Annotated in this window: 24 protein-coding genes; 10 read left to right on the top strand and 14 right to left on the bottom strand. The window is 64.7% G+C overall.

Annotation, left to right across the window (positions count from 1 at the left end; genetic code table 11):
- Nucleotides 1-99: 99 nt before the first annotated feature.
- The 3 genes from YUU_RS0133245 to YUU_RS0133235 form a co-directional block, all read right to left on the bottom strand.
- A complete protein-coding gene (locus YUU_RS0133245) occupies nt 100-1,119 on the bottom strand; it encodes a histone deacetylase family protein (protein ID WP_027526225.1) in 1,020 nt (339 codons plus the stop codon).
- Between the two features lie 128 nt (nt 1,120-1,247).
- Nucleotides 1,248-2,138, bottom strand: a complete 891-nt coding sequence (locus tag YUU_RS0133240; protein ID WP_245288170.1) for an SMP-30/gluconolactonase/LRE family protein — start codon at nt 2,136-2,138, stop codon at nt 1,248-1,250.
- Between the two features lie 7 nt (nt 2,139-2,145).
- Nucleotides 2,146-4,164, bottom strand: a complete 2,019-nt coding sequence (locus YUU_RS0133235; RefSeq protein ID WP_027526223.1) for a sorbosone dehydrogenase family protein — start codon at nt 4,162-4,164, stop codon at nt 2,146-2,148.
- Nucleotides 4,165-4,424: 260 nt separating this feature from the next.
- Here YUU_RS0133235 and YUU_RS0133230 point away from each other — a divergent pair, with 260 nt between their 5' ends.
- The 5 genes from YUU_RS0133230 to YUU_RS59130 all read left to right on the top strand — a co-directional run bounded on the left by YUU_RS0133230 (nt 4,425) and on the right by YUU_RS59130 (nt 7,943).
- Complete coding sequence (locus YUU_RS0133230) at nt 4,425-4,658, top strand: hypothetical protein (protein ID WP_027526222.1); 234 nt, start codon at nt 4,425-4,427, stop codon at nt 4,656-4,658.
- A gap of 10 nt (nt 4,659-4,668) precedes the next feature.
- Entirely contained in the window at nt 4,669-4,845 is a 177-nt protein-coding gene (locus tag YUU_RS60455) for a hypothetical protein (RefSeq protein ID WP_198031872.1), read from the top strand.
- A gap of 120 nt (nt 4,846-4,965) precedes the next feature.
- On the top strand, nt 4,966-5,781 hold the full coding sequence (locus YUU_RS0133220; protein WP_027526221.1) for an arylamine N-acetyltransferase: 816 nt from the start codon (nt 4,966-4,968) through the stop codon (nt 5,779-5,781).
- A 263-nt stretch (nt 5,782-6,044) separates the two neighbouring features.
- Complete coding sequence (locus YUU_RS0133215; RefSeq protein ID WP_027526220.1) at nt 6,045-7,634, top strand: gamma-glutamyltransferase; 1,590 nt, start codon at nt 6,045-6,047, stop codon at nt 7,632-7,634.
- Nucleotides 7,635-7,727: 93 nt separating this feature from the next.
- Nucleotides 7,728-7,943, top strand: coding sequence for a hypothetical protein (locus tag YUU_RS59130; protein ID WP_198031871.1), 216 nt, complete (start codon nt 7,728-7,730; stop codon nt 7,941-7,943).
- A 48-nt stretch (nt 7,944-7,991) separates the two neighbouring features.
- On the opposite strand, the gene YUU_RS0133205 is transcribed toward YUU_RS59130, so the two are convergent.
- Genes YUU_RS0133205 through YUU_RS0133190 form a run of 4 tightly spaced genes read right to left on the bottom strand, consistent with a single transcriptional unit; the run spans nt 7,992 to nt 11,438 of the window.
- Nucleotides 7,992-9,284, bottom strand: coding sequence for an FAD-binding oxidoreductase (locus YUU_RS0133205; protein WP_027526219.1), 1,293 nt, complete (start codon nt 9,282-9,284; stop codon nt 7,992-7,994).
- 13 nt (nt 9,285-9,297) lie between these two features.
- The gene (locus tag YUU_RS0133200; protein WP_027526218.1) at nt 9,298-10,029 is read right to left on the bottom strand and encodes an amino acid ABC transporter ATP-binding protein; all 732 of its coding nucleotides are present in this window, start codon (nt 10,027-10,029) and stop codon (nt 9,298-9,300) included.
- On the bottom strand, nt 10,026-10,679 hold the full coding sequence (locus YUU_RS0133195) for an amino acid ABC transporter permease (protein WP_027526217.1): 654 nt from the start codon (nt 10,677-10,679) through the stop codon (nt 10,026-10,028). The genes YUU_RS0133200 and YUU_RS0133195 overlap by 4 nt, the downstream gene beginning before the upstream one ends.
- Before the next feature lie 6 nt (nt 10,680-10,685).
- Complete coding sequence (locus YUU_RS0133190) at nt 10,686-11,438, bottom strand: ABC transporter substrate-binding protein (RefSeq protein ID WP_027526216.1); 753 nt, start codon at nt 11,436-11,438, stop codon at nt 10,686-10,688.
- Nucleotides 11,439-11,615: 177 nt separating this feature from the next.
- Between YUU_RS0133190 and YUU_RS0133180 the strand changes: the two genes are divergently transcribed.
- Nucleotides 11,616-12,266, top strand: a complete 651-nt coding sequence (locus tag YUU_RS0133180; RefSeq protein ID WP_027526215.1) for a helix-turn-helix domain-containing protein — start codon at nt 11,616-11,618, stop codon at nt 12,264-12,266.
- 93 nt (nt 12,267-12,359) lie between these two features.
- Here YUU_RS0133180 and YUU_RS0133175 read toward each other — a convergent pair whose 3' ends face one another.
- A complete protein-coding gene (locus YUU_RS0133175; protein ID WP_027526214.1) occupies nt 12,360-13,625 on the bottom strand; it encodes a D-amino acid dehydrogenase in 1,266 nt (421 codons plus the stop codon).
- A 73-nt stretch (nt 13,626-13,698) separates the two neighbouring features.
- Nucleotides 13,699-15,027 (bottom strand): aspartate aminotransferase family protein, encoded by a 1,329-nt coding sequence (locus YUU_RS0133170; RefSeq protein WP_035664066.1) that lies wholly within the window; start codon nt 15,025-15,027, stop codon nt 13,699-13,701.
- A gap of 147 nt (nt 15,028-15,174) precedes the next feature.
- Here YUU_RS0133170 and YUU_RS0133165 point away from each other — a divergent pair, with 147 nt between their 5' ends.
- Both YUU_RS0133165 and YUU_RS0133155 read left to right on the top strand, forming a co-directional pair.
- Nucleotides 15,175-15,723, top strand: coding sequence for a cupin domain-containing protein (locus YUU_RS0133165; RefSeq protein WP_027526212.1), 549 nt, complete (start codon nt 15,175-15,177; stop codon nt 15,721-15,723).
- 304 nt (nt 15,724-16,027) lie between these two features.
- Entirely contained in the window at nt 16,028-17,569 is a 1,542-nt protein-coding gene (locus tag YUU_RS0133155) for a lysozyme inhibitor LprI family protein (RefSeq protein ID WP_027526210.1), read from the top strand.
- Nucleotides 17,570-17,704: 135 nt separating this feature from the next.
- On the opposite strand, the gene YUU_RS0133150 is transcribed toward YUU_RS0133155, so the two are convergent.
- Genes YUU_RS0133150 through YUU_RS0133140 form a run of 3 tightly spaced genes read right to left on the bottom strand, consistent with a single transcriptional unit; the run spans nt 17,705 to nt 21,496 of the window.
- Nucleotides 17,705-19,966, bottom strand: coding sequence for a xanthine dehydrogenase family protein molybdopterin-binding subunit (locus YUU_RS0133150; protein ID WP_027526209.1), 2,262 nt, complete (start codon nt 19,964-19,966; stop codon nt 17,705-17,707).
- Complete coding sequence (locus YUU_RS0133145; RefSeq protein WP_027526208.1) at nt 19,959-21,008, bottom strand: xanthine dehydrogenase family protein subunit M; 1,050 nt, start codon at nt 21,006-21,008, stop codon at nt 19,959-19,961. The genes YUU_RS0133150 and YUU_RS0133145 overlap by 8 nt, the downstream gene beginning before the upstream one ends.
- Nucleotides 21,005-21,496, bottom strand: a complete 492-nt coding sequence (locus YUU_RS0133140) for a (2Fe-2S)-binding protein (RefSeq protein ID WP_027526207.1) — start codon at nt 21,494-21,496, stop codon at nt 21,005-21,007. Before YUU_RS0133140 ends, YUU_RS0133145 begins: the two co-directional genes overlap by 4 nt.
- A 239-nt stretch (nt 21,497-21,735) precedes the next feature.
- Between YUU_RS0133140 and YUU_RS0133135 the strand changes: the two genes are divergently transcribed.
- Together YUU_RS0133135 and YUU_RS0133130 are read left to right on the top strand one after the other, a co-directional pair.
- Nucleotides 21,736-22,371, top strand: coding sequence for a TetR/AcrR family transcriptional regulator (locus YUU_RS0133135; protein ID WP_027526206.1), 636 nt, complete (start codon nt 21,736-21,738; stop codon nt 22,369-22,371).
- Nucleotides 22,372-22,384: 13 nt separating this feature from the next.
- Nucleotides 22,385-22,786 carry a DUF4864 domain-containing protein gene (locus YUU_RS0133130; RefSeq protein WP_027526205.1) on the top strand — a complete coding sequence of 134 codons (402 nt, stop codon included), beginning with the start codon at nt 22,385-22,387 and terminating at the stop codon, nt 22,784-22,786.
- Nucleotides 22,787-22,917: 131 nt separating this feature from the next.
- Here the strand turns inward: YUU_RS0133130 and YUU_RS0133125 are convergent, their stop codons facing one another.
- Both YUU_RS0133125 and YUU_RS0133120 read right to left on the bottom strand, forming a co-directional pair.
- Nucleotides 22,918-23,280 carry a DUF4440 domain-containing protein gene (locus YUU_RS0133125; protein ID WP_051390016.1) on the bottom strand — a complete coding sequence of 121 codons (363 nt, stop codon included), beginning with the start codon at nt 23,278-23,280 and terminating at the stop codon, nt 22,918-22,920.
- Between the two features lie 227 nt (nt 23,281-23,507).
- Nucleotides 23,508-24,068: ABC transporter substrate-binding protein (locus YUU_RS0133120; protein ID WP_027526203.1), on the bottom strand; the 561-nt coding region annotated here is incomplete at its 5' end.

Raw genomic sequence — 24,068 nt, 5'->3', positions numbered from 1 at the left:
TAATAGCTCAACTGGATCGAAAAGGCACGGCGTCACTCACTCGGACTCAGCTCTCGCAAAATCCGGCCTCTCCCCACGCGCGGGAGAGGCGACGCCGGATCACCGCACCTCTTGAAAGCCCGCCAGCACCGACGTCAGGTTCGCGCCGAGGATATCGGAGAGGTAGCCGCCCTCCTGCACGAACACGGTCGGCAGTCCCATGCGCGCGATCGCCTGGCCGATGCGGCGGAAGCCGGGCGTGGTGACGCTGAGGCCCTTCAGCGGATCGTGCTCGGAGGCGTCCAGACCAAGCGCCACGACGAGCGCGCCGGGCGCGAATGCGTCGATCGCGGTCTTGGCGCGCGCGAGTGCCTGCATGTAGCCGTCATCGCCCGTACCGATCGGCAGCGGGATGTTGAGATTGGTGCCGAGCCCCTCGCCCTCGCCGCGCTCATGCGCATAGCCCCACACGAACGGATAGTACGCGACCGGATCGGCATGGATCGAGATGGTGTACACGTCGGGCCGCGCATAGAAGATGCCTTGCGTGCCGTTGCCGTGATGCACGTCGACGTCGAGGATCACGACGCGCTCATGCCTGAGCCGCAGATGCGCGGCCGCGACGGCGCTGTTGTTGAGGAAGCAGAAGCCGCCGGCCATGTCGCGATAGGCGTGATGGCCGGGCGGACGGCAGAGCGCGTAGGCAGCATCCTCGCCGTCCATCACGAGCTGCGCCGCGGTGGTCGCAACATCCGTCGCCGCGCAGGCCGCCGCCCAGGTGCCAGGCCCCGCCGCGGTATCGGCGGTGTGCCAGCCGAGCTTGCCGACGATATGCGTCGGATAGGTCGCGGCATGGCGCACGGGATGGATGTTGCCGATCATCTCCGGTCCGGAATCGCCGAGCGCGCTCCAGGCGTCCCAGGCCTCAGAGAGAAAAGCAAGATATTCCGGACTGTGAATCCGAGCCCGCGGTCCCTGCCCGAATGTGGTCGGCTCGACCAGTTGATGCTTACCGTCCTTCAAACCCTTGAGCAGCCGGTCCGCGCGCTCGGGCTGCTCGGTCGTGCGCTTGACGACCCCGCGCACCAGGAAGAATTGCGGATCGTGGCTGCGATGCAGTTCGGTATAAAGGGCTTTCACGTGGGCGGCTCCATTGCCTTGGGATCGGATGACGTCTTGATCCCGGCGGCGCTACGATGCAAGCAAGAACAGCGCCGCATCTTGCGCGCGTGCCCTGCGTGGCGCGCGGATCGCACCCGATGCACGGCTCAGCAACGGCCGCGTTGCACGCAATGCTCGCGGCCCTGCTGATCGGTGCGGAAGGCCTCGATGAAGCCGCCCTGGCGCTGCGTGACGAAGACGGTCTTGCCGTCGTCGCCGCCGAACGCGAGGTTGGTCGGCTCCTTGCCTTTCAGGGCAACCTCACGCTGGACCGCGCCATTGGGCTTCATGACCGCGATCGTGCCCTTGAGAATGCGCGCGACATAGAGCCTGCCGCTGACGTCGGTGCGCAGACCGTCGATGGTGTCGGGCTGGAACGTCTTGATCAGCTTGGCGTCAGTGAGCTCTGTGCCGCGTATCGTATAAGACCAGACCTCGCCGCTGTTGGATTCGCCGACATAAAGGGTCTTGCCGTCCGGGCTGAGATCGATGCCGTTGGTGGTGCCCATCGCGCGCGGCGCCGTCATGATCTGGCCCTGCACCGATCCGTCAGCGGCCTTGGCGATGCGCCAGACGTGGCCCTCGCGCCCCTTCCAGTTCGGATCGCTCGCATAGATGGTGCCGTCGCGCGCCATCGTCATGTCATTGGGCTGCTTCATCTCGTCGGAGTGAAACCAGAGTCGCGGCTCCGCATTGCCCTTGGGAAGCGCGAAGATGTTGTGGCCCTTGTAGTCGGCGACGAACATGGTGCCGTCGCGATCGAAGCGGATGGAGTTGCCGACGCTGCCTTGCGGGAGCTCCGCAAAAGTCTCGGAGGCCGCGCCTCCCGCCGGCAATCTGCCGATCGTGCCGGGCTTGCCGAGATTGACCACGAACAGGTTGCCGTCGAGATCGACGGCCGGCCCTTCGATGCCGAAGGTGTACTCGCCAGCCGGCGTCACCTGCGCGCTTTCAAACAGCTTGGTCTGCGCGCCGGAGGGCTGCGTCGCCAGCATCATGAGAATGCTACTGCAAAGGCACCAGATCGTTCTGCTGGATGTAGTAGCCATCGTCGTCGGTGCATTCGCCGTTGAGATAGGGATCGGCCGGCCGGTAGAACCGGCTGAAGCCTGCTTTGTCTACAGCGGTCCATTGTGTCACGACGACGACCTTGGCGGCCGGGATTTCGCCGCATTCCTTGCCGCTGTGCGCGACGAATTTGCGCGTGGGCGGGCCGGGCTTGATGCGCATGCGTGTTCCCGGAACCATGTTTGCAACCAGCGAGTCCGTATAGTCGAGCAGGCGTGCGTAGCCGGGCTCGGTCTTCGCCAGCGCTTCGCCGCCCGGCGGCATCAGCTTCTCGGCGCCGATCCCGCGCAGGCGCGTGCGCAGCTTTCCGGACCCGGGATCGCCGGGATAGATCCAGCCGTCCTGTGTCAGCATGAAGCGCAGCACGGTCTGGTCCTTCTCGGCGTCGGACTGGCCCTGCTTCAATCCGAAATCAGAATGGCAGCCGATACAGTGCTTCTCCACGAGCCCCTTGCGCAGTGCCGAGAGCCGGTCCCTGTTCTGTGCGTCCTTGGCAACGAAGGCGGCGAGCTGGTCGATCTGCGCAGGGCTTCGCATGTCGCAGGGGAGCGGCTCCGGACCAGTGCCATCAGTGCGATCGATCCGGATCACGGTCTGGTTCTTGTCCTCCACCAGCCAGATCGCGCCATCCTCCGCAACGGTGATGCCGACGGGCGCGCCCTGCGGCCGCGCGCCGTTGACGCGGTGCCAGCCGGAGACCAGTTCCTCGAAAGGCGCCGCGGCGACCTCGCCCGCGTCGGTCTGGAAGCTGCGCGTCGGCTCGGCGGCGCAGCTTACATGGTAGCGGACCGGCGGCGGACTGATTTTGGGGAAGCCGTGATCGTCGACATCGTAGACCAGGAGGCGGCTGCCGGTCGGGCGATAGCCGTGGAGGGCGATCAGCAGCCTGCCCTCCAGCTCCGGAAATTTTGCGCCGTGATAGTAGAGCATGCCGAGCGGCGCGCCGTGCGGGGGCAGCAGCGAAAACGGCTGCTTGTAGAGGGCATTGCCGGCGCAGAGGTTCTTGTAAGGCCCCGATTGAAGCACCAGCCTGAATTCCGGACTCGCCGTCGAGAGGTCGTAGCAATAGGGCCAGCCGTAGTGCTTGCCCTGTTCGATCGCGTTGATCTCCTCGTTCGGCTTGAAGATGTCGGGCAGGTCGCGACCGTTCTCGCCCTGCAGGAAGGCGTAGCCGGGATCAGGAAATTGCGGATGCAGCGCCAGCGCCATCGAGTTGCGCAAGCCGCGCGCATAGACCTCGTGCGGCGGATTGGGATCGCTGGGCTTCAATCCAGGGAAGACGCCGCCTGAAGGCGGCGTGAACATCCAGATCGCGGCGAGCGCCGAGGCGCCTTCCGCCGGCGCGCATGGCCGCGTGATCGGCGGCTGGGTGATGCAGTCATCGCTATGCGAGCCGACATTGACGAACAGCCGCCCGGTGCGGTCGAACGCGAACTGCTTGAGCGGATGCGCGCTCTCCTCGACCTTGGTGCCGTCAGGCAAGGTGAGCCGGCGGCCCGGCAGATGATGAAGGATGGTCTCGACCGTGCTGTGCGGATTGTCGGCAAGCGGATCGACGCGGAAAATCGTCTCGTCGGTGGACGCATAGAGTTTTTTGTCGGGACCTATCACCAGACCAAAGGGATATTCGATCCCCGTGAGCAGCTCCTTGATCCGCTTGCCCTCGGCTGCACGGGGATCTAGCAGCAGCAGCCGGCCATCGGTGTGGCCCCAGCCGCCCATGTCGGTCACCACGAACAGCTCGTGGCCGGGAATCTGGATGATCGATCGCGGGAATTTGAGATGATCCTCTTCGCTGGCGACGAGACCTGCGCAAAACCCTTGGCGGAGGTCGATCTTGAGCCTCGGGAAGGCGAGATCGCCGCTGCCGCAGGTATCCGTGCCGATCGCATAGCCGCTTCTCCGGATCGGGTCGGACGACGCCGGCGGCGCAAGGCCAAGCCCCGCGGCCACCAGAATGCATGCGAACGTCCCCGGCCGGCCCCAGGTTTCTCTGGTGAATTGCAAGTTTCCCCCTCCCCTCGCCCCCGGCAAAATCGAGAGTTCCATGCCTCCGCCGCGCCGTCCAGCCGAAGGTTAAGAATCAGTAACGCGCTCACCGTCCCGTGAATCGGAACATCCGTAAATTCCCTTACCGGGTTGAACCCGAATATTTCCGACAACGTCAGAGTGTTATGGGTTGATTGCGTCCGATTCGCTCCCTGGAGGAGACGGCTATGGTCCAAGTTTATTTTCATTGTTCGAATACTGACGGCATGTTGATCGACCGGCACGGCACCGCCGTGTCGAACCTGACCGAGGCCCGCGACCGTGCCGCGCAAATCATGCACTCGATGATCATGGTGCCCGGCGACGAAGACTGGCGCGACTGGATCCTGCACGTCAGCGACGACGACGGCGAGGAGATCTTCGACGTGCCGTTCAGCTCCGTGCTCGGCAAGCCGCACTGAGGACATTGCCATGCTGATCGCTTCGCTCACGCTGCTTCGCCACCACGTCTCCGCGATCGCCACGCGATGGCAGACGCTGGTGAAGCCCGCGGGCAATCCCTACCGCCCCGAGCTGCACTACATGCGCGGCCCGGGGCCGAAATGGCACGCCAAGCACGGCAACCGCCGCAGGGATGGCCGGCTCTGAGCGCGACCTCGCCGGGCCGAAACGCACAATCCTCCCCATCACCACGACGCCGATTTAAGGCTTTCATCAGGGAACAGCCTTGTCTACCTTGCCGCCCTTTCAGGCAGCAGGGGCCATTTCATGCCGAATGAATTCCATTTGGACAATTACCTGGCGCGCATCGGCCATAGCGGGGCGGTGAAGCCGGATCTGGCGACCCTCACGGCACTCCATGGCGCTCACGTCGACGCGATCCCGTTCGAGGGGCTCAATCCGCTGTTGCGCCGGCCGGTCCACCTCGATCTGCCGTCCGTGCAGGCCAAGCTCGTCGACTCCCGGCGCGGTGGTTATTGCTTCGAGCAGAACGCGCTGTTCAAGGCGGCGCTCGAGCGCATCGGCTTCACCGTGACGGGCCTTGGCGCGCGCGTGCGGTGGATGGCCGCACCCGACAGCCCGCTCGGGCCGAAGGTCCATATGCTGCTCAAGGTCGACCTGCCCGAGGGTCTCTACATCGCCGATGTCGGATTCGGCGCCTGCGTGATGGATAGCCCCTTGCAGTTCCGGACGGAGATCGAGCAGCGCACCGCGATGGGAACTTATCGGATCGACGAGACCAATGGCCTGTTCTCAATCAGCGCGAAACAGCCCAGCGGTTGGCGGACCATGTACGTCTTCGACCAGGTCCCGCAGCTTCAATCCGACTACGAGCTCGGCAACTATTTCACCTCGACGAGCTCCATCCCACCCTTCACCAGCACCCTGATCATGGAGCGCGTCGCAGCCGATACGCGCTACAAGCTGGCCAACCGCCGGCTGACCATCGAAGGACGCGACGGCGAGGTGAAAGGCGAGCGCACGATCGACAGCGCCGACGAGCTGGGGCTGGTGCTGGATGAGACGTTCAACGTCGAGCCCCCGGTGCCGGTCGAGCAGGTGTTTGCGAGGATTGGGGGATAGCGCGCTGGCGTCCCCTCTCCCCTTGCGAGACAGGTGAAGGGTCTCTCTCCGCGAGTCGCTCTGATGGTTGTGTTCGCGGATACAACCTCTCATCCGGCGCTTCGCGCCACCTTCTCCCGCAAGGGGAGAAGGAAGAAGGACGATCCCGCGCCTGCTTCACACCTGCCATGTTGCGCTTCGGTCTGGATCGTCGGCCGCGATCTGCCATTGTTGGCTCCCGTGCCACTCCGGCGCAATTCCATCCCACGCAACAAGATCGGCCCATGTCTCACCAGTTCAGCTATGCCCAGCAGCCCCGCAAACCCGCCCGCCACGCCAAGGGCGGCATCGTCGCGGCGCAGTCGCGCCGGGCGGCCGAGATCGGGGCGGAGGTGCTGGCCGCGGGCGGTGACTGCGTTGACGCGGTGGTCGCTACAACCTTCGCGCTCAACGTGCTGGAGCCCTGGATGAGCGGCATCGGCGGCGGCGGCATCATGGTGCTCTACCGCGCGAGCGAAGACCGTTACGAAGTGATCGACTATAACATGCGTGCGCCGCAAAGCCTGCGGGTCGAGGATTATCCGATCACGGGCCAGGGGGCTGCCTCCGATCTCTTCCCCTGGGCGCGAGTGAAGGACGACCGCAATATCCACGGCCCCGGCGCGATCGCTGTGCCCGGCGTCGTTGCCGGCATGGAGGAAGCTCATCGCCGCCACGCCAAACTGCCCTGGAAGGACCTGGTCGCACCGAGCGCGAAACTCGCCGGCGAAGGCCTGCTCGTCGACTGGTGGACCACGCTTATGATCGCGAGCAGCGCGCTCGACCTGCGGCGCTATCCCGCCAGCGCCGAGGCGTTTCTTGTCGACGGCCTGCCGCCGAATGCACCGTGGGGCATCAAGGCCGAGACGCGGCTGCCGCAGCGGAAATTGCAGGCAACGCTGGCGCACCTCGCCGCGGCCGGCCCACGCGATTTCTATCAGGGCGATCTCGCCAAAAGCATCGCCTCCGACATCCGGGCCGACGGCGGCGCCCTCTCGGTCGAGGACCTCGCCGCCTTCCGTGCGCATCTTCGCGAGCCGCTGAAAATTCCCTATCGCGGCGGCAAGGTGTTTGCGACGCCCGAGCTCACCGCCGGCCCTACGCTTGCGCATACGCTGCGCCTCTTGCAGCAGAACCTGAGGCCGGACGGCGCGCCCGATGCAACGGCCTACGCTGAATACGCCGCTGCCCTGCAAGCGGCCTATCGCGAGCGTCTCAAGGACATGGGCGATGCCGACGGCAAGCGGTCGCTCGGCGCCGAATATCTCGCGCCCGGCTGCACCACGCATTTCTCCGTGGTTGACCGCCACGGCAACATGGCCGCGGTGACGCAGACGCTGCTGTCGACCTTCGGCTCGAAATACGTGACGCCGCATTCCGGCATTCCCATGAACAACGGCATCATGTGGTTTGATCCGACACCCCGCACGACCAACTCGCTGGCGCCCGGCAAACGCTGCCTCACCAACATCACGCCGGTTATCGCAGAAACCAGAGACGGCAAGCGCCTCGCAGTCGGCGCCTCCGGTGGCCGCCGCATCCTGCCCGCAGTGACGCAGCTCCTCTCCTTCGCGATGGACTATGGCATGGACCTCGATGCCGCAATCCACCAGCCGCGCATCGACGCCAGCGAAGGCGCCGTCGTGACCGGCGACCGCCGGTTGCCCGCGGACGCACGCAGGGCGCTCGCGGCGCGCTTCGACTATGAGGAGACGCAGGTGCAGTCCGTGCCGATGAAGTTCGCCTGCCCGAGCATGGTGATGCGCGAGGGCGACACCAACTCCGGCGCGGTCGATATCTTCCAGCCCTGGGCCGATGCGGTAGCAGAGAGCTGAGCGTCACGACTCCTCCACATTTGCAGGCGACTTCCAGTCCGATGTCAGTTCATCGAACGGACAGAAGCGTACGTCCAAGAGGAGACCATTCTAATGAGGAAGCTTGCGCTCGCCGCAACATTGATCATCGCGGCTGGCTTCGCCATGCCAAACGCGGCATCCGCCAAAGGCGGTCATGGCCACGGACACGGCCACGGCGGATTCCATGGACATCACCATGGCACGCCACCGGGCTGGTATCACGGGCGCAAAGTCGGCTGGCGCGGTATGGGCTGCCCGCCCGGCCTGTGGAAGCAGGGCCGCTGCTGATATCGCCGACAACCTGCCAGGCGCCGCTCCACATCGGGCGGCGCCTTTCTAGATCCCCAGCCTGTCCCGTACGCGACCGGCAATCACTGCGCTCGTCACCCCGACCGGCCAGAACGCGTGCAACGGGATCGGCTTGATGCCGGTGATGGGCATGTCGATCTCCGCGCTCCTGCCACCGATCAGGCGGCGTGCGAGCTGCGCGCCCATTGCGGTGGAGAGCGCCACGCCGCGGCCGTTGCAGCCAAGCGAGATCAGGATGTCCTCCGCCGGCTCGTGCACATGCGGATAATGATCCTTTGTGATGGCAAGGCGGCTGTTCCAGCCATGGGTCCAGGCGACGCCCCTGAGATGCGGCCACAGCCGCTCGGCATAGCGCATGAGATAAGCGACATCGGACGGCGAGCTGATCCAGCGCATCGGGCCACGGCCGCCCATCAGCAGGCGGTTCTGCTGATCGATGCGGTAGTAGACCGTGATGTGTCCGCTTTCGTAGAGCACGGAGCGTGTCGGCATGATCGAGCGGGCGACCTCGTCCGACAGCGGCGCGGTCGCAGCGATCGACGAAAACACCGGCACGATGGTGCGGCGAAGCGAAGGCCAGAGATCATCCGTAAACCCGTTGGTGGCGAGCAGCACCTTTTCGGCGCGCACGACCGCGCGCGGCGTCTCGATGCGCCAATGCGTGCCCTCGCGGCGCAAGGCGAGCGCCGGGGTTTCGCCGTGCACACTCGCACCGGCCGAGATCGCGGCGCGTGCCAGGCCACGGGCGTAGCTCAGCGGATGCAAATCGCCGCCGCGTGCATCCAGCATCGCGCACAGGTAGCGATCGGTGCCAGTGATCTCGCGCAATTGCTCGCGATTAAGCAGCGTCACCGGCATGCCGCGGCGAATGCACTGCTTTGCCGTGCTTTCGATCGCCGCAGCGCTTGCTTCGTTATAGGCCGCGCGCAGCGTGCCGTTCTGCCGCGCCTCGCAAGGAATCTGGTAACGACGGATCAGGTCGTGGGTAAAATTCGTTGTGCCGTAGGAAAATTCGATCATGCGGCGGCCGAGATCGGCGCCGAAATCGGCCTCGATCTGATCGGGATCGTGCTTCAGCCCCGGATTGGTGTGTCCGCCATTGTTACCGGACGCGCCCCAGCCCGGCTCCTGCGCCTCCAGCACCAGTGCCTCGACACCCTGCTCGGCCAGATGCAGCGCAGTGGACAGGCCGGTGTAGCCGCCGCCGACGATCGCGACAGAGACACTCTTGTCTGCATCGAGCGGCGGCGTGGCCACCGGCGCAACGGCGGTGTCGGCATAGAGCGAGGGCGGCAGAGGCAGGCGCGCGGGCGCGGTCATGGCGGATACCGGATCAGAGCGGATGCAACACGCGGCGCAGGAAATCCTGCGTCCGCGCATGCTGCGGTTGATTGAGCACCGTTTTCGCCGGCCCCTGCTCGACGATGACGCCGCCGTCGATGAACAGCACACGGTCCGCGACGTCGCGGGCAAAGCCCATCTCGTGGGTGACGACGACCATCGTCATGCCGTCATCGGCGAGCTTGCGCATCACGGAAAGCACCTCGCCGACGAGCTCGGGATCGAGCGCCGAGGTCGGCTCGTCGAACAGGATCGCCTTGGGCTGCATCGCGAGCGCGCGCGCGATCGCGACGCGCTGCTGCTGGCCACCGGAGAGCTGCGGCGGATGCATGTCGGCCTTTTCGGCCAGCCCCACCTGCGCGAGCAGCGCGCGGCCACGCTCCAGCGCCGCGGCGCGCGGCTCTTTCTTCACATAGAGTGGTCCTTCAACGACGTTCTCCAGCGCCGTGCGATGCGGGAACAGGTTGAAGCGCTGGAACACCATCGACACCTGTGTGCGGATCGAGACGATCGACGATGCATTGCGATCGACGCGCGTGCCCTCGACGCTGATGTCGCCGCGGTCGTAGCTTTCGAGCCCGTTGATACAGCGCAGGATGGTCGACTTGCCGGAGCCGGACGGGCCGATGATGCAGACCACCTCGCCCTTCTCGACGGACGCCGTGATGCCCTTGAGCACCTCGACCTTGCCAAAGCTCTTGTGGACGTCGTCGAGCTCTATCATCGCTTGCCGGCCCGCTTCTCGAAATGACGGACGAGCAGGATCAGCGGGATGCTCATGGTGAGATACATCAGCGCCACGAGCGTGAACACGCTGGTGTTCTTGAAGGTCGAGGACGCGATCAACTTGCCCTGGAGCGCGAGTTCGGCGACCGTGATGGTTGAGGCCTGCGACGAATCCTTCAGCATCATGATCATGACGTTGCCGTAGGGCGGCAGCACGATGCGCACCGCCTGCGGCAGCACCACGCGGCGCATGGTGAGCCACCAGCCCATGCCGATGGTCTGCGCCGCCTCGATCTGCCCCTTGTCGATCGCCTCGATGCCGGCGCGGAAGTTTTCCGCCTGATAGGCCGAATAGGCGATGCCGAGGCCGAGGATCGCGGCCTGCAAAGCCGTGAGCGTGACGCCGAGATCGGGCATCACGAAGTAGAGATAGAACAAGAGCACGATGATCGGGATGCCGCGGATCACGTTGATCACGCTGGCGCTCAGGCCGGACAGAAAGCCGATGCCGGAGACCCGCATCAGGGCCCAGACCAGCCCGAGCAGCGTCGACAGGATCAGCGAGCCGATGGTAACGACGATCGTAAGCGCGACGCCGTTCAGGAGGATCGGGAAGAACTCAATGGTGTCGCGCCAAAAGCCCTGCATCGGCGGTCAGCCCTTCAGGCCCCATTTGTCCAGGATCTTGTCCACGGTGCCGTTGGCCTTCAGCCGGCCGAGCGAGGCGTTGATCTTCCCGAGCAGCTCGGTGTCGGTCTTGCGCACGCCGATCCCGACCGAGCCGACGGTCACGGGCTTGTAGCTCGTAACGAGGCGCACCTCGGGGAAGCCGCCCTGCTTGAGGTTGTAGGCGAGGATCGGATAGTCGGCGAAGCCGGCCTTGAGACGGGCGGCGTTCACGTCGCGCAAAATGTCGGGAATGGTGTCATAGGCCTTCACGTCACTGAACAGGCCCGATTTCTTCAGCGCATCGACGAAGGCGGTGCCGACCTGGGCGCCGACCACCTCACCCTTCAGATCTTCCTGCGACGCATAGGCCTTGGTATCGCTCTTCGGCACCACGAGACCTTCGCCATAGGTATAGATCGGATCGGAGAAATCGATCACCTCCTTGCGCGGCGCGGTGATAAACATCGCGGCGGCAATGATGTCGATCTTGTTCGAGGTGAGCGAGGGGATCAGCGCCGAGAACTGCATCGGCTCGATCTGGACGTTGAGGCCAGCGTCCTTGCCGACCTCGGTGATGAGATCGACCATGACGCCCTGGATGGTGTTGGTCTTGGTGTCGAGGAAAGTGAAGGGGATACCAGTCGGGGTCGAGCCGACCTTCAGCACCTGCTGCGCGGATGCCGGCACGCTGGCTGCAAGGGCAAGCACCGCGACCGCGGCTTGAACGAAACGCTTCATCGCAATCCCCCTGTTGGGTTCGGCCGATGACGGCGCGCCCGCTTGTGACGGATATTGCGGGTCGGGCCGTTTCGGCTTATTTTCACCAGTATGAAAATTTGGTCACACTTTCGCGGACGATGCAAGCGGTTTTCATGCACATGAAGGAAGCGGTTTGACGTGAGCGGTGGCAAAAGAATGCGCAAACCGGCCGCCGCCAAGGCGGTGAAGAAGGCAAAGGCCGTCGCCAAACCGGCCGCCAAGCCGGTCGAGCCGGCGATGGACGTCGCGGTCGGACGCCGCATCCGCGATCTCAGGCGCACGCGGCAACTCTCGCTCGAAACGGTCGCCGAGCGCACGTCGCTGTCGATCGGCTTCCTCAGCCAGATCGAGCGCGGCCTGTCCTCGCCATCGCTGCGCGTGCTCGCGACACTTGCCGACGTGCTCGGCGTCGGCATCGCCGCGCTGTTCGGCGCGAGTCCGAGCACGGACGGCGCATCCGATTCCGTGGTGACGCGCGGAATGCAACGGCCGGAGCTGAAGCTCTGGCGCACCGGCATATCAAAACAGCTCCTCAGCGCCGCAGGCGCCGAGAACCGGCTCAACCTGTTCCTGGTGCATCTCGAGCCCGGCGGCTCGACCGGCGATGAACTCTACACCCATGATGGCGAAGAGGCCGGCCTCGTGCTCGAAGGCGAAATGATGCTCACGGTGGACACGGAGACGTGGTCGCTGAAGACGGGCGACAGTTTTCGCTTTGCGAGCCGCAGGCCGCACCGGTTTTCCAATCCGGCTGATGATGCGAAGGCAGTCGTGCTGTGGGTGAACTGCGTGACGGGAGCGAGTTAATCTGAGTCATTCCGGGGCGATGCGAAGCATCGAACCCGGAATCTCGAGATTCCGGGATCGCCTCTTCGAGGCGCCCCGGAATGACAGTGCAAATCACCCAAACCGGTGCGCGTAGCGATCCACCGTCAGCTCGCTGGTGTCGATCTCCGGCTTCTTGCCCGAGAGCATGTCCGCGAGGACGCGGCCGGAGCCACAGGACATGGTCCAGCCAAGCGTGCCGTGGCCGGTGTTGAGATGAAGATTCGGATAGCGCGTGGCGCCAATCACGGGCGGGCCGTCCGGAGTCATTGGCCGCAGACCGCTCCAGAAGGTCGCCCTGGAGAGATCACCACCGCGCGGGAAGAGATCCGTCACCGAGTGATCGAGCGTGGCGCGGCGCGCGGGATAGAGCTTGTCGGAATAGCCGGAGATTTCCGCGGTGCCGCCGACGCGAATGCGATTGCCCAGCCGCGTGATCGCGACCTTGTAGCTCTCGTCCATCACGGTCGATTCCGGCGCGCCGGAGGCGTCCTTGATCGGCACCGTGATCGAATAGCCCTTCACCGGAAAGACCGGCAGCGAAATCCCGAGGGGAGCAACGAGCCGCGACGACCAGCTCCCGAGCGCGACGACGTAGGCATCCGCCTGCAACAGGCCGGCGCCGGTCGCAACGCAGGTGACGCGCGAGGCGTCCGTGACGATGCCGTCGATGGACGTGTTGAACATGAAGCGGACGCCGAGCTTTTCGGCCTCCGCGGCCAGCGCCTGCGTGAACATGTGGCAGTCGCCGGTCTCGTCCTCCGGCAGCCGCAGGCCGCCGACGATCTTTTCCTTCACGCCGGCGAGCGCCGGCTCGGCCGCGATGCAGCCCTCGCGATTGAGCACTTCATAGGGCACGCCATACTGCTTCAGCACGGCGATGTCCTCAGCCGTGCCGTCGAGCTGCGCCTGGTAGCGGAAGAGCTGGAGCGTGCCCTTGGAGCGCTCGTCATATTGAATGCCGATGTCCTTGCGCAAAGCGCGCAGGCAATCGCGGCTATATTCCGCGATCGGGATCATCCGGCTCTTGTTGACGGCGTAGCGCGCGGACGTGCAGTTGCGCAGCATCTTGAGCAGCCAGACCCACATCACGGGATCGATCTTCGGCCGGATCACCAGAGGGCCGTGCTTCATCAAGAGCCATTTGATCGCCTTCACCGGCACGCCGGGGCCGGCCCAGGGCGAGGAATAGCCGGGCGAGACCTCGCCGGCATTGGCAAAGGACGTCTCGAGCGCCGGCTCGCCCTGACGGTCGACGACCGTCACCTCATGGCCGGCCCGCGCGAGGTAGTAGGCAGAGGTGACACCGATGACACCGCTGCCGAGGATCAGGACTTTCACGTTTCGCACCACTCCCGCGGCGTTTGTCGCGCCGCTAGCAAGAACAAGGGGTCGAGATCCGCGAGAGCAATTATCAAGCCACGCGCTTGATGGCGTCGCCGAGAATCGAGACCATCTGGTCGATGTGGCTCTTCTCGACGATCAGGGGCGGCGACATCGCGAAGGAGTCGCCGCTCATGCGCAGATAGAGGCCAGTGTTGAAGCAGTCGACCATGATGTCATAGCCGCGCGCACCAACCGCACCATCACGGGGCGAGACCTCGACCGCGCCCATCAGGCCGCAATTGCGGATGTCGACGACGTTCGGCAGGCCTTTGAGCGAATGCAGCGCATCGCGCCAGTAGTCGGCGATGTCAGCGCCGCGGGTGAGCAGGCCCTCATCCTTGTAGATGTCGAGCGTCGCGATGCCGGCGGCGCAGGCGACAGGATGTGCCGAATAGGTGTAGCCGTGGAACAGCTCGATCTGGCCCTCCGGGCCGATCATCAGACCATCGTGAACCTTGCGGCTCGCGAACACGGCGCCGCAGGGCACGGTGCCGTTGGTGATGCCCTTGGCCGTCGTCATCAGGTCCGGCGTGACGCCGAAGAAATTGGCGGCGAACGGCGTACCGAGGCGACCGAAGCCGGTGATGACCTCGTCGAAGATCAGGAGAATGCCGTGCTTGTCGCAGATCTCGCGCAGGCGCTTGAGATAACCTACCGGCGGCGGCAGCACCGCGGTCGAGCCCGGCACCGGCTCGACGATCACGGCGGCGATCGTCTCGGCGCCGTGCAGCGCGACGAGGCGCTCGAGATCGTCGGCGAGCTCGGCGCCATGCGCCGGCTGGTCCTTGGCAAAGGCGTTGCGGGCAAGATCATGGGTGTGGCGGATGTGATCTACGCCGGGCAGATGCGTTGCAAAGGCGCGGCGGTTCGCCACCATGCCGCCGACCGACATGCCGCCGAAGCCGACGCCGTGATAGCCGCGCTCGCGGCCGATCAGGCGGGTGCGGCTCGACTGGCCGGTGGCGCGATGATAGGCGAGCGCGATCTTGAGCGCAGTGTCGACCGACTCGGAGCCGGAATTGGTGAAGAAGATACGATCGAGGCCCTTAGGCGCGATCTCCGCGAGCCGCTCGGCGAAGTCGAACGAAAGCGGATGACCCATATTGAATGACGGCGCGAAGTCGAGCGTCATGAGCTGCTTCTCGACCGCAGCCGCAATCTGCTTGCGGCCGTGGCCGGCGTTGACGCACCACAGGCCCGCCGAACCGTCGATCACCTTGCGGCCGTCGACGCTGGTGTAATGCATGCCCTCAGCCGAGGAGAACAGGCGCGGCGCCTTCTTGAACTGCCGGTTGGCCGTGAACGGCATCCAGTGCGAATCGGTCTTGATGGTGTTCGGAATCTGGTGAAGGGTCACGGGCCGCTCCTTTGCTGACCCTCTAGCAGAGCCACGGCTTTAAAAGCGCAACAAGTCCTTTTCTGTGCGCCAGCAACCCATTGATCTAGCTGGGGCTGCCGGTCCATATTTGCGCGATCCGCAACACCTGCAACAGGGATTTGCACCATGAGCGTCGACATCGGTGGACGGCTGCGATTCATCCGGGCCCGCCACAAGCTGTCGCAGCGCGAGCTCGCCAAACGCTCCGGCGTCACCAATTCGACGATCTCGCTGATCGAATCCAACCAGATGAACCCCTCCGTCGGCGCGCTCAAGCGCATCCTCGACGGCATTCCGATGGGGCTCGCCGAGTTCTTCGCGCTGGAGCCGGAAAAGCGGCGCAAGATCTTCTACCGCACGGAGGAGCTGACCGAGGTCGGCAAGAAGCCGATCTCCTACCGCCAGGTAGGCGACAATCTGTTCGGCCGGAGCTTGCAGATCCTGAAAGAACGCTACGAGCCCGGCAGCGACACCGGCCGCGTGCCGCTCGTGCATGACGGCGAGGAGGGCGGCGTGGTGATCTCCGGCAAGCTCGAGGTCACCGTCGAGGACGAGCGGCGCATCCTCAATCCCGGCGATGCCTATTATTTCGAAAGCCGCAGGCCGCACCGCTTCCGCTGCGTAGGCGGCAAGCCGTGCGAGGTGATCTCGGCCTGCACGCCGCCGACCTTCTGAGGTGCTGGCAGACCCGCCGCTATGCTTGCGCAGGGTCAAGGAATACAGTCCGCGGTGATGCGCCGGATAAACTGCAACCGCCGTCCATCACGTTTGAGCCATCTCAATTCCCGCGCACCGAATCTCGCCTAGGGTCCGCCCCGTAGCCGAACAACCTGGCGCAAAGGTGCTGAGGTTATGGCCCCGGACTCCTAGGCACTCCGGGGCCGCTTCGTCTTGGTCCGGCTCCTGCTGAACCCCGCGCACAAGGCAGGCGACCAAAGGGGCAGGTGTGATCCCCTTTGGACCCAAGAGCTGCCCGCCCATGCCCGCGCCCTTCCGTTTCGCCCTCTTCGCCGCGATGGTTTCGCTTGCCCCGGCCACCTGCCAGGCGATGGACGACTATCTCCGCGCCAGCAGCAGCGCGCCCACGGGAATCGTGCTGTGCGGCGCGGTCAATGGCGACGGCAGCCGCATCAAGACGGCGGCGGCCTGCAAGAAAGCCGGCTACGACAAGCTCGTAGCCGCGATCGATAAATCGTTCGATGCCGCGCTCGCCAAAACACCCGGCAATATCCGGCCGCTCATCAAGCGCGACCAGGCCTGGTTCAACGAGATGATCCTCGGGGCCGCCGATACCATGCAGGAGGTCGACGAGGCCGAGCTCCGTGACAATTTCATCGCAACGCTCCGCCGGCGCACGAGGGTGCTCGACGAGATCGCCATCGGATTCGGCCACAGCGGGCTGGCCGGCAAATGGACCAACGCGTTCGGCGGCCTGATCGTCACGCCGGCCGCGAACGGCGGCTATGATCTCGCCGTCGACATGAACGCCGATTACGGCAGCGACAAGCATCGCCAATGCAAATTGAAGGCCACGGTGACGTCCGGCACGGGCGGCTGGCTGAGCGGCCCGCTCCCACCACCCGCTGCCAAGCCCTCGGACACCGGAGACAAGGCGAAGTCGGGCGATGCCAATAGCAAGTCGGCAAGACCGCCGGCGATCAAGATCCGGCGCCAGGGCGATACGCTTCGCGTCGTCATGATCGACGGCGACGACGGCTCGAGCGAGGACCGCGACGATTGCGATTATCTCTGGCAGATCACTGGCACTTATTTCGCGAGCGGCAAATCAGGCACGACAGACAAGATCGATACGTCATTCGTCGTCCCGACGTTCGACTGCACGCGCCCGGACACCGCGACGGAGGAGGAGATCTGCTCCGATCCGGATCTCGCCGAGAACGACCAGCGACTGAACCGGGCCTGGAAGGCGTTGCTGCCGCGGCTCGACGACGCGACACGGCATGCACTGACGGACGACCAGCGCAATTGGGTGCACGCCCAGGCCGAAGAATATCCTGAATTCCTGCACCCCGCCTGGGAGAAGCAGACCTCGGAGATGCATTTCACGGCAAACGCGCGCGACCATGTCGACGCCCTGCAACGCGAGCGTATCGCGCTGCTCGAAGGCTTTGACGACAAGCGCACGGGTCTTGCCGGCGTCTGGCTCGCCTACAATGCGGTCATCAAAATCACCATCGACAAGGACGGCCAGTTGAAGGCCAAAGGCTGGAAATGGGACCAGGGCGACTGGAAGGCCGGCTGCGACTATGAGATGAGCGGCGGCGTCAGTGACGGGACATTCCGGTCGGATGAGAAGCGCAAGAATCCGGATACGCTTGAGCGCGACCACGCCATGCTGATTGTCAACCGGCTCAACGACGATTTTGCAAAAAAGCGCAGCGGAGCGAACGACACCGACGAACAGAAATGCAAGCGGCGGCTCGACATCTCCTCGACCGCACGGCTGTTTCCTGCCCCGTCCTCCCCAGACATCGACAATATGCCGGGCGAGATCCGCTAGGCGGGCCGAAACTATTCCGGCCCGCCCGCCGCCTCGGAGCGTTTTCCAGCGAAGTGGACACCGGTTCGCGTGAAGAAAACGCGTCAAAACAAGAATCTAGAGCTCCGTTCCGATTCAATCGGAACGGAAACGGCTCTAGAGCGGCGTCAGCAGCTCCTCGATCCGGATCGGGAAACGGCGCACGCGCACGCCCGTCGCATGCCAAACTGCATTCGCCACCGCGCCGGCGCTGCCGGTGATGCCGATCTCGCCGACGCCCTTGATGCCGAGCGCGTTGACGTGCGGATCGTGCTCCTCGACCGTCAGCACGTCCATCGGCGGCACGTCGGCATTCACGGGGATGTGGTACTCGCCGAGATCAGCATTCATGATCCGCCCCGTTCGCCGGTCGGTGATGGCTTCCTCGTGCAGCGCAAAGGACAGGCCCCAGATCATGCCGCCGAGGAGCTGGCTGCGCACCAGATGCGGATTGATGATACGGCCCGCGGCGAATGCGCCGACCATGCGCGAGACCCGAATCTGGCCGAGCTCGGAATCGACCTTCACCTCGGCAAACACGGCGCCATGCGCATGCATGGCATAGTCGGTTTGCGCCGTCGGGTTCGGTGCGCCGGTGCCGCGCGCATCGATCTCGGCTAGGCCGGCCCGCGCGAGGATATCGGCATAGCTTTCGCCACGACTCTCGTCGTCGCGACGGAACAGTTTTCCATCGCGCGCAACCACGCCGGCATTGCCGGCGCCGAACAGCGGCGAACGCTCGTCGCGAGTGGCGAGATCGGCGAGCCTCGCAATCACCGCGGCGCCGGCATTGTGGATCGCATTGCCCGCGGTCGCGGTATGGGCCGAGCCGCCGGCAATGCCGCCGTCGGGCAGGTCCGAGGTGCCGGAGCGAAACTCGACGCGATCGACGTCGAGGCCAAGGCCATCGGCGGCGATCTGGGCAAGCGCGGTCCAGGCGCCCTGCCCCATGTCATGCGCGCCGATCTCCATCACGCCGGTACCATCGCGGCGGATCGCCGCGCGCGCCTCCGCCTGGAACATCAGCGCCGGGAAGGTCGCGGTGCCCATGCCCCAGCCGACAAGGAGGCCGGAATCATCACGCATCTGCCGCGGCGCAAGCGGCCGCTTCGCCCAGCCGAAGCGCGCCGCGCCCTGCTCGTAGCAGGCACGCAGTGCCTTGGACGAAAATGGCTTGCCGGTGGTCGGCTCGACCTCGGCATAGTTTGTCAGGCGAAACGCCAGCGGGTCCATGCCGCAGGCGAGCGCCATCTCGTCGATCGCACTTTCGAGCGCAATCGATCCGGTTGCCTCACCGGGCGCGCGCATGAACAGTGGCGTGCCCGTGTCGACGCGCGCCGCCTCGTGCGAGCTCCTGATCGCGGGGCTCGCGTAGAGCGTATGCGAAGCGTCCGCGGCGGGCTCGTAGAAATCGTCGTAGCTGCTCGACACGGTCTTCGCATGGTGATCGATCGCGGTGAAGCGCCCTTCCGCGTCGATGCCCATCCGCAAGCGCTGCCGCGTCGGCGCGCGATGGCCAACCGGGCCATACATTTGCTCACGGCGCAGCACGAGCTTCACCGGCTTGCCGACCAGCTTCGCCGCCATGACGCCGAGGATCTGCGGTCCCGTCAAAAATCCTTTCGAACCAAAACCGCCGCCGAGGAAGGGGCTGCAAATCCTGATCTTTTCCGGCACGAGGCCGAACAGCTCGGCGACGCGGGCGCGCGCCATCACCATGGCCTGGCTCGGCGTATCGATCGAGAGCGTGTCGCCATCCCAGCTAGCTACGATCGCGTGCGGCTCCATGGCGTTGTGATATTGCGGCGGCGTCTCGTAGGTTGCCTCAATTCGCTTTGCGGCCGCAGCGAGCCCGGCATCGATATCGCCATGCTGCACTTCCGCAGGATTGCCGACGCCGACGACGGGCGGCGCAAAGGTTTCGCCGGCATCGAGACCGACCCGCGGTGCAAGCGCGTCATAACGCGGCGCCAGCAGCGCCGCGCCTTCGGTCGCCGCCTCCAGCGTCTCGGCGATCACGACGGCGATCGGCTGATTGGCGTAGCGGATCTCGTCGCTCTGCAGGACCTCCATCCGGAACACGAACGGGTTGGTCTTGATGTCGGGGTCGATCGCGAGCTCAGGCCGGTGCTTCGACGTCATGACGTCGACCACGCCCTTGTGGCCCTTGGCCGCCGCCACATCCAGTGCCGCCACGCGGCCGCGCGCGATGCTCGACACTGCGATCACGGCAAACAGCATGCCCGGCGGATGGTGGTCCGCGGCGTAGGCGGCCTGCCCCTTGACCTTCAGAACGCCGTCACGGCGGGTCAGCGGCTGGCCGATGTTCGAGCCGTGGCGGATGTGAGCGGGTGCGGAGGTGAGGCTGATCTCAGGCATGCAGGGCTCCGGAAGCAAAGGGAGAGGCCGGCAGCGCCGGAATGCGCGCGGGCGTTCCAGCAGCGGCTAGGGTCAGCGCGCGCACGACGATGCGGCGCGCGAGCTCGATCTTGAAGGCGTTGTCGCCGGATGGCTTTGCATCCGTAAGCGCGGCTTGCGCGGCTTCGCTGAAAGCGGACGGCTCAGGCGCGGCACCTTTCAGCACCGCTTCCGCAGCGCGGGCACGCCAGGGCTTTGCAGCGACACCGCCGAGCGCAAGCCGGGCCTCGCGGATCTTGCCATTCTCGATCCTCAGCGCGGCCGCGGCGGACACCACGGCAAAAGCATACGACGTGCGCTCGCGAACCTTGAGATAGCGCGCATGGCCTGCGAAATCGCGCGCCGTAGCCGGCAAGCGCACCGCCACGATCAGATCACCCGGCTCGAGCGCGGTCTCCCGCTGGGGCGCAGCACCCGGCAGGCGATGCAGTTCATCGAGCGGCAGCTCGCGCCGGCCGCTTTTGCCTTCGATCTCGACGATGGCGTCGAGCGCAACCAACGGCACGCAGAAATCAGAGGGATGGGTCGCGATGCAGTTCTCGCTCCAGCCGAGCACGGCATGCAGCCGGTTCTCGCCGCCGCGTGCGTCGCAACCGCTGCCGGCCTCACGCCGGTTGCAGCGGCTGGTGGGGTCATAGAAATACGCACAGCGCGTCCGTTGCAGGAGATTGCCGCCAACGGTCGCGGCATTGCGGAGTTGCGCGGAGGCGCCCGACAGCAGCGCTTCGGCGATCGCCGGATGGGCCTTTGCGAAGGCCGCGTCATGCGCGAGATCGGCATTGCGCACGAGTGCACCGATGCGCAACGCACCGTCGGCGAGGTGTTCGATCTTATCGAGTCCCTGAAGATGCGTGACATCGACCAGACGATCCGGGCGGCTGACGCCGCCCTTCATCAGGTCGAGCAGATTGGTGCCGGCGGCAAGGTAGGTCGCGCCGGGCTGCGCGGCGGCGGTGACGGCCTCGGCGATGGTCGCGGGCCTGACGTAATCGAACGGCTTCATGCGGAGCGCCTCTGATTGGCTTCACTGGTCTGCACCTCGAGCACCGCATCGACGATGCCGGCATAGGCGCCGCAGCGGCAGAGGTTGCCGCTCATGCATTCCCTGATACGTTCGGGATCATCGCCCGCCTGCGCTTCCCGCATCATCCCGATCGCGCTCATGATCTGGCCGGGCGTGCAGAAGCCGCATTGAAAGCCGTCATGAGCGATGAAGGCGGCCTGCACGGGATGAAGCTGGTCGCCGCGCGCGACGCCCTCGATAGTGAGGATGTCGGCGCCGTCATGGCTGATGGCGAGCGCGAGACAGGAGTTGATCCGCTTGCCGTCGACCAGGATGGTGCAGGCGCCGCACTGGCCGCGGTCGCATCCCTTCTTGGTTCCGGTCAGTTGCAGACGCTCACGCAAGAGATCGAGCAGCGTGACTCTGGGATCGTCGAGTTGAAAATCGCGCCGCGCACCGTTCACGGTGAGGCTGATGGAGTGGGTCATACAGGGCTCCGATCAGATATGGACATGGTCGATCGCATGCGCGCCACCGCCGTGGCCGCAGTCGATCTGTCGCCACCCGAAGGCAAATCGAGCCGGCGTGCCAGCGGATATACGGAGGCACCCTCCACTTAGCAAGAGGGTGCAAAATTCCTGGAATTCGTCAAAACCCCGTGCGCAAACAACGCGATGAGTGACGCAAAGGGTTCAATCTAACCAGATCGTGATCTAGATTGGTCTGCATGGACGAGCAGGTCGACCACATCCGGAAACCCCGCGCCGACGCCGTGCGCAATCGCGAGCGCGTGCTGGAGGCTGCGAAAGCCGTGTTCAGCGCGGGCGGGCCGGAGGCGAGCCTGGAAGCCGTTGCAAAACGCGCCGGCGTCGGCATCGGCACGCTCTATCGTCATTTTCCGACGCGCGAGGCGCTGTTCGAGGCAGTGTATCGCCGCGAGGTCGAGCAGCTCGGCGAGCTCGCCGAGCAACTCAGAAGCGCAAAGGATCCGGTCGATGCGCTGCGGCGCTGGCTGCGCTCGAACGTCGAGTTCGTCGCGACCAAGAAGGGCATGTCGGCAGCGCTGGCGCTCGCGGTGCAGAGCGGCTCGGAGCTGCATGCCTTTTCGTTCGAGCGCCTGACCAAAGCCATCGGCTCACTGCTCGACCGCGCGGTTGCAGCCGGCCAGATGCGGGCCGACATCAGTCCCGAGGACCTGCTGCGTGCATTCTTCGGCATGTGCTACATGCACGACCAGCCCGGCTGGCAATCGACCGCGCTCAGGCTGCTCGACGTGTTCGTCGACGGGCTTCGCGTGCAGCCCAAACCATCACCGCGCGCGACCGTCAAAAAGACAAAACCGGCGGCGAAGAAAAAACGATAGTACGGAGCCAGAGATGCGCATTGCGGTGTTGCTGATCACGTTCCTCCTGAGTTTTACCGCTGCGCAGGCCGACGACATCGCAGCCGCCAAGAGCGTGATCCGCGCCCAGGAGCAGGCTTTTGCCCGCAACGATGCCGCGGCCGCCTATTCCTATGCCGCACCCGAGATCAAGAAGATCTTCCCGGCTGCCGACATCTTCATGGCGATGGTGGAGAATGCCTACGCACCGATCTATAGGCACAAGAGTTTTGAGTTCGGCGAGACCAAGGTCGATGGCGACTGGATCGGCCAGCACGTCGACATCATCGATGCCAACAACGAAGCTTGGGACGCGCTCTACACGCTCGAGCAGCAGAGCGACGGCAGCTACAAGATCACGGGGTGCTCGCTGTTGAAGGCGGGACAGGCGGTCTAGGGCGTGGACTCTCGTGTCTGCGATGTCCGTCTAACCTTCAACAGCGCCGCAGATGCCGCCATTGGATGAGGTCCGAGAAGGGCCATTCCCTACCAAGAGTATCGACGATCGCGCTGATACTCCGTGCGGCTCTAGCTCGTCGGCATGTTGTTCCAGATGTCGCAATGCAGACGCCACCGGCCATCCGGGCATCTGAGCCAGACAACAAGGTATTTTGCCTTTGCTTGCCCGGTGTCGGTTTCGCCAATCTCGTAGGCTGTGTCGCCGGCGACCTCGAGCTCAGTGGTCTTGAATGTGAGGTCGCTCCGCTCGAGTGCCGCGCGCCAAAACTCCTCTATCGCCTTCCTTCCCGAAAGGATCGGCGCACCCGGCGGCAGAACCTTGGCATCTTCGGTAAAGAAGCCAGCCACACCCAAATAATCCTTGCGGGCGGCGGCGGCTCCAAAGTTGCGAATTTCCAGTTCAATAGCCTGTCGACGCTCATCAGAGTTCATAACGATCCTCCTGCTGAAGCTACAACACGCCACGCACCCACGATGTCGATCCCCTCGTCCTTACCAAGAACCAGATTAGCCTATCAAAATTGGCACGCTATGTCTCTTTCGGGGCAAAATGCGAAGAACTCGGTGTGAGCAAATCTAGTCCGCTATACCGCCGTGTCCGGACCTCGACGAGGCGCGTGCCCACTTCGCTGATGGGCCAAAAGCCGGCATCGGCTCGTTTATTCGATTACCTCGTCGGCGAGTTGCTGAAGCTGCCACGGGATTTCGACGCGAAGCGCCTTCGCGGTTTTGAGATTGATAACCAACTCGAACTTAGTCGCCTGCTGCACCGGCGTATCGGCCGGCTTTTCTCCCCTGAGGATGCGACCGACATATATTCCTACCAGACGATAAAGGTCGGCGGGGTTGGTCCCGTAACTTATCAAGCCGCCGGCTGCGGGGTACTCGCGCCATGCCGCGACGGAAGGGACGGCATACCGGACGGCCAGAGCTGCGATTTGCCTGCGCTGGTTGAAATAAAATCCATCGGCCCCAATCACAATCGCGCGGGCGCCTAGGGCGACCAGATCCGGAAATGAAGCATCAATTTCATCTTGAAGNGTCGCCTCAGCGACATGCAGTTGCAGCCCCAGAGATCGCGCCGCAGCTTCAACTACCCGGCGTTCCGCCTTTTCAAATGGATTTGCTGGATTTGTCAGCAGTGCGATAGTCGCCGCAGTGGGTGCCAATTGATGCAACAGATCGAGCCGCCTCGCGACCACAGGGACCTCAAGCATGGC

The organism is Bradyrhizobium sp. Ec3.3 (assembly GCF_000472925.1).
Classification (GTDB): domain Bacteria; phylum Pseudomonadota; class Alphaproteobacteria; order Rhizobiales; family Xanthobacteraceae; genus Bradyrhizobium.
This window is presented reverse-complemented; position numbering and strand designations above follow the sequence as displayed.

What these genes read in the sequence shown, in the direction of transcription:
- YUU_RS0133240 (WP_245288170.1), bottom strand. Translation starts at nt 2,138, where the DNA reads ATGATGCTGGCGACGCAGCCCTCCGGCGCGCAGACCAAGCTGTTTGAA.
- YUU_RS0133230 (WP_027526222.1), top strand. Translation starts at nt 4,425, where the DNA reads ATGGTCCAAGTTTATTTTCATTGTTCGAATACTGACGGCATGTTGATC.
- YUU_RS60455 (WP_198031872.1), top strand. Translation starts at nt 4,669, where the DNA reads ATGCTGATCGCTTCGCTCACGCTGCTTCGCCACCACGTCTCCGCGATC.
- YUU_RS0133220 (WP_027526221.1), top strand. Translation starts at nt 4,966, where the DNA reads ATGCCGAATGAATTCCATTTGGACAATTACCTGGCGCGCATCGGCCAT.
- YUU_RS0133215 (WP_027526220.1), top strand. Translation starts at nt 6,045, where the DNA reads ATGTCTCACCAGTTCAGCTATGCCCAGCAGCCCCGCAAACCCGCCCGC.
- YUU_RS59130 (WP_198031871.1), top strand. Translation starts at nt 7,728, where the DNA reads ATGAGGAAGCTTGCGCTCGCCGCAACATTGATCATCGCGGCTGGCTTC.
- YUU_RS0133205 (WP_027526219.1), bottom strand. Translation starts at nt 9,284, where the DNA reads ATGACCGCGCCCGCGCGCCTGCCTCTGCCGCCCTCGCTCTATGCCGAC.
- YUU_RS0133200 (WP_027526218.1), bottom strand. Translation starts at nt 10,029, where the DNA reads ATGATAGAGCTCGACGACGTCCACAAGAGCTTTGGCAAGGTCGAGGTG.
- YUU_RS0133195 (WP_027526217.1), bottom strand. Translation starts at nt 10,679, where the DNA reads ATGCAGGGCTTTTGGCGCGACACCATTGAGTTCTTCCCGATCCTCCTG.
- YUU_RS0133190 (WP_027526216.1), bottom strand. Translation starts at nt 11,438, where the DNA reads ATGAAGCGTTTCGTTCAAGCCGCGGTCGCGGTGCTTGCCCTTGCAGCC.
- YUU_RS0133180 (WP_027526215.1), top strand. Translation starts at nt 11,616, where the DNA reads ATGCGCAAACCGGCCGCCGCCAAGGCGGTGAAGAAGGCAAAGGCCGTC.
- YUU_RS0133165 (WP_027526212.1), top strand. Translation starts at nt 15,175, where the DNA reads ATGAGCGTCGACATCGGTGGACGGCTGCGATTCATCCGGGCCCGCCAC.
- YUU_RS0133155 (WP_027526210.1), top strand. Translation starts at nt 16,028, where the DNA reads ATGCCCGCGCCCTTCCGTTTCGCCCTCTTCGCCGCGATGGTTTCGCTT.
- YUU_RS0133150 (WP_027526209.1), bottom strand. Translation starts at nt 19,966, where the DNA reads ATGCCTGAGATCAGCCTCACCTCCGCACCCGCTCACATCCGCCACGGC.
- YUU_RS0133145 (WP_027526208.1), bottom strand. Translation starts at nt 21,008, where the DNA reads ATGAAGCCGTTCGATTACGTCAGGCCCGCGACCATCGCCGAGGCCGTC.
- YUU_RS0133140 (WP_027526207.1), bottom strand. Translation starts at nt 21,496, where the DNA reads ATGACCCACTCCATCAGCCTCACCGTGAACGGTGCGCGGCGCGATTTT.
- YUU_RS0133135 (WP_027526206.1), top strand. Translation starts at nt 21,736, where the DNA reads ATGGACGAGCAGGTCGACCACATCCGGAAACCCCGCGCCGACGCCGTG.
- YUU_RS0133130 (WP_027526205.1), top strand. Translation starts at nt 22,385, where the DNA reads ATGCGCATTGCGGTGTTGCTGATCACGTTCCTCCTGAGTTTTACCGCT.
- YUU_RS0133125 (WP_051390016.1), bottom strand. Translation starts at nt 23,280, where the DNA reads ATGAACTCTGATGAGCGTCGACAGGCTATTGAACTGGAAATTCGCAAC.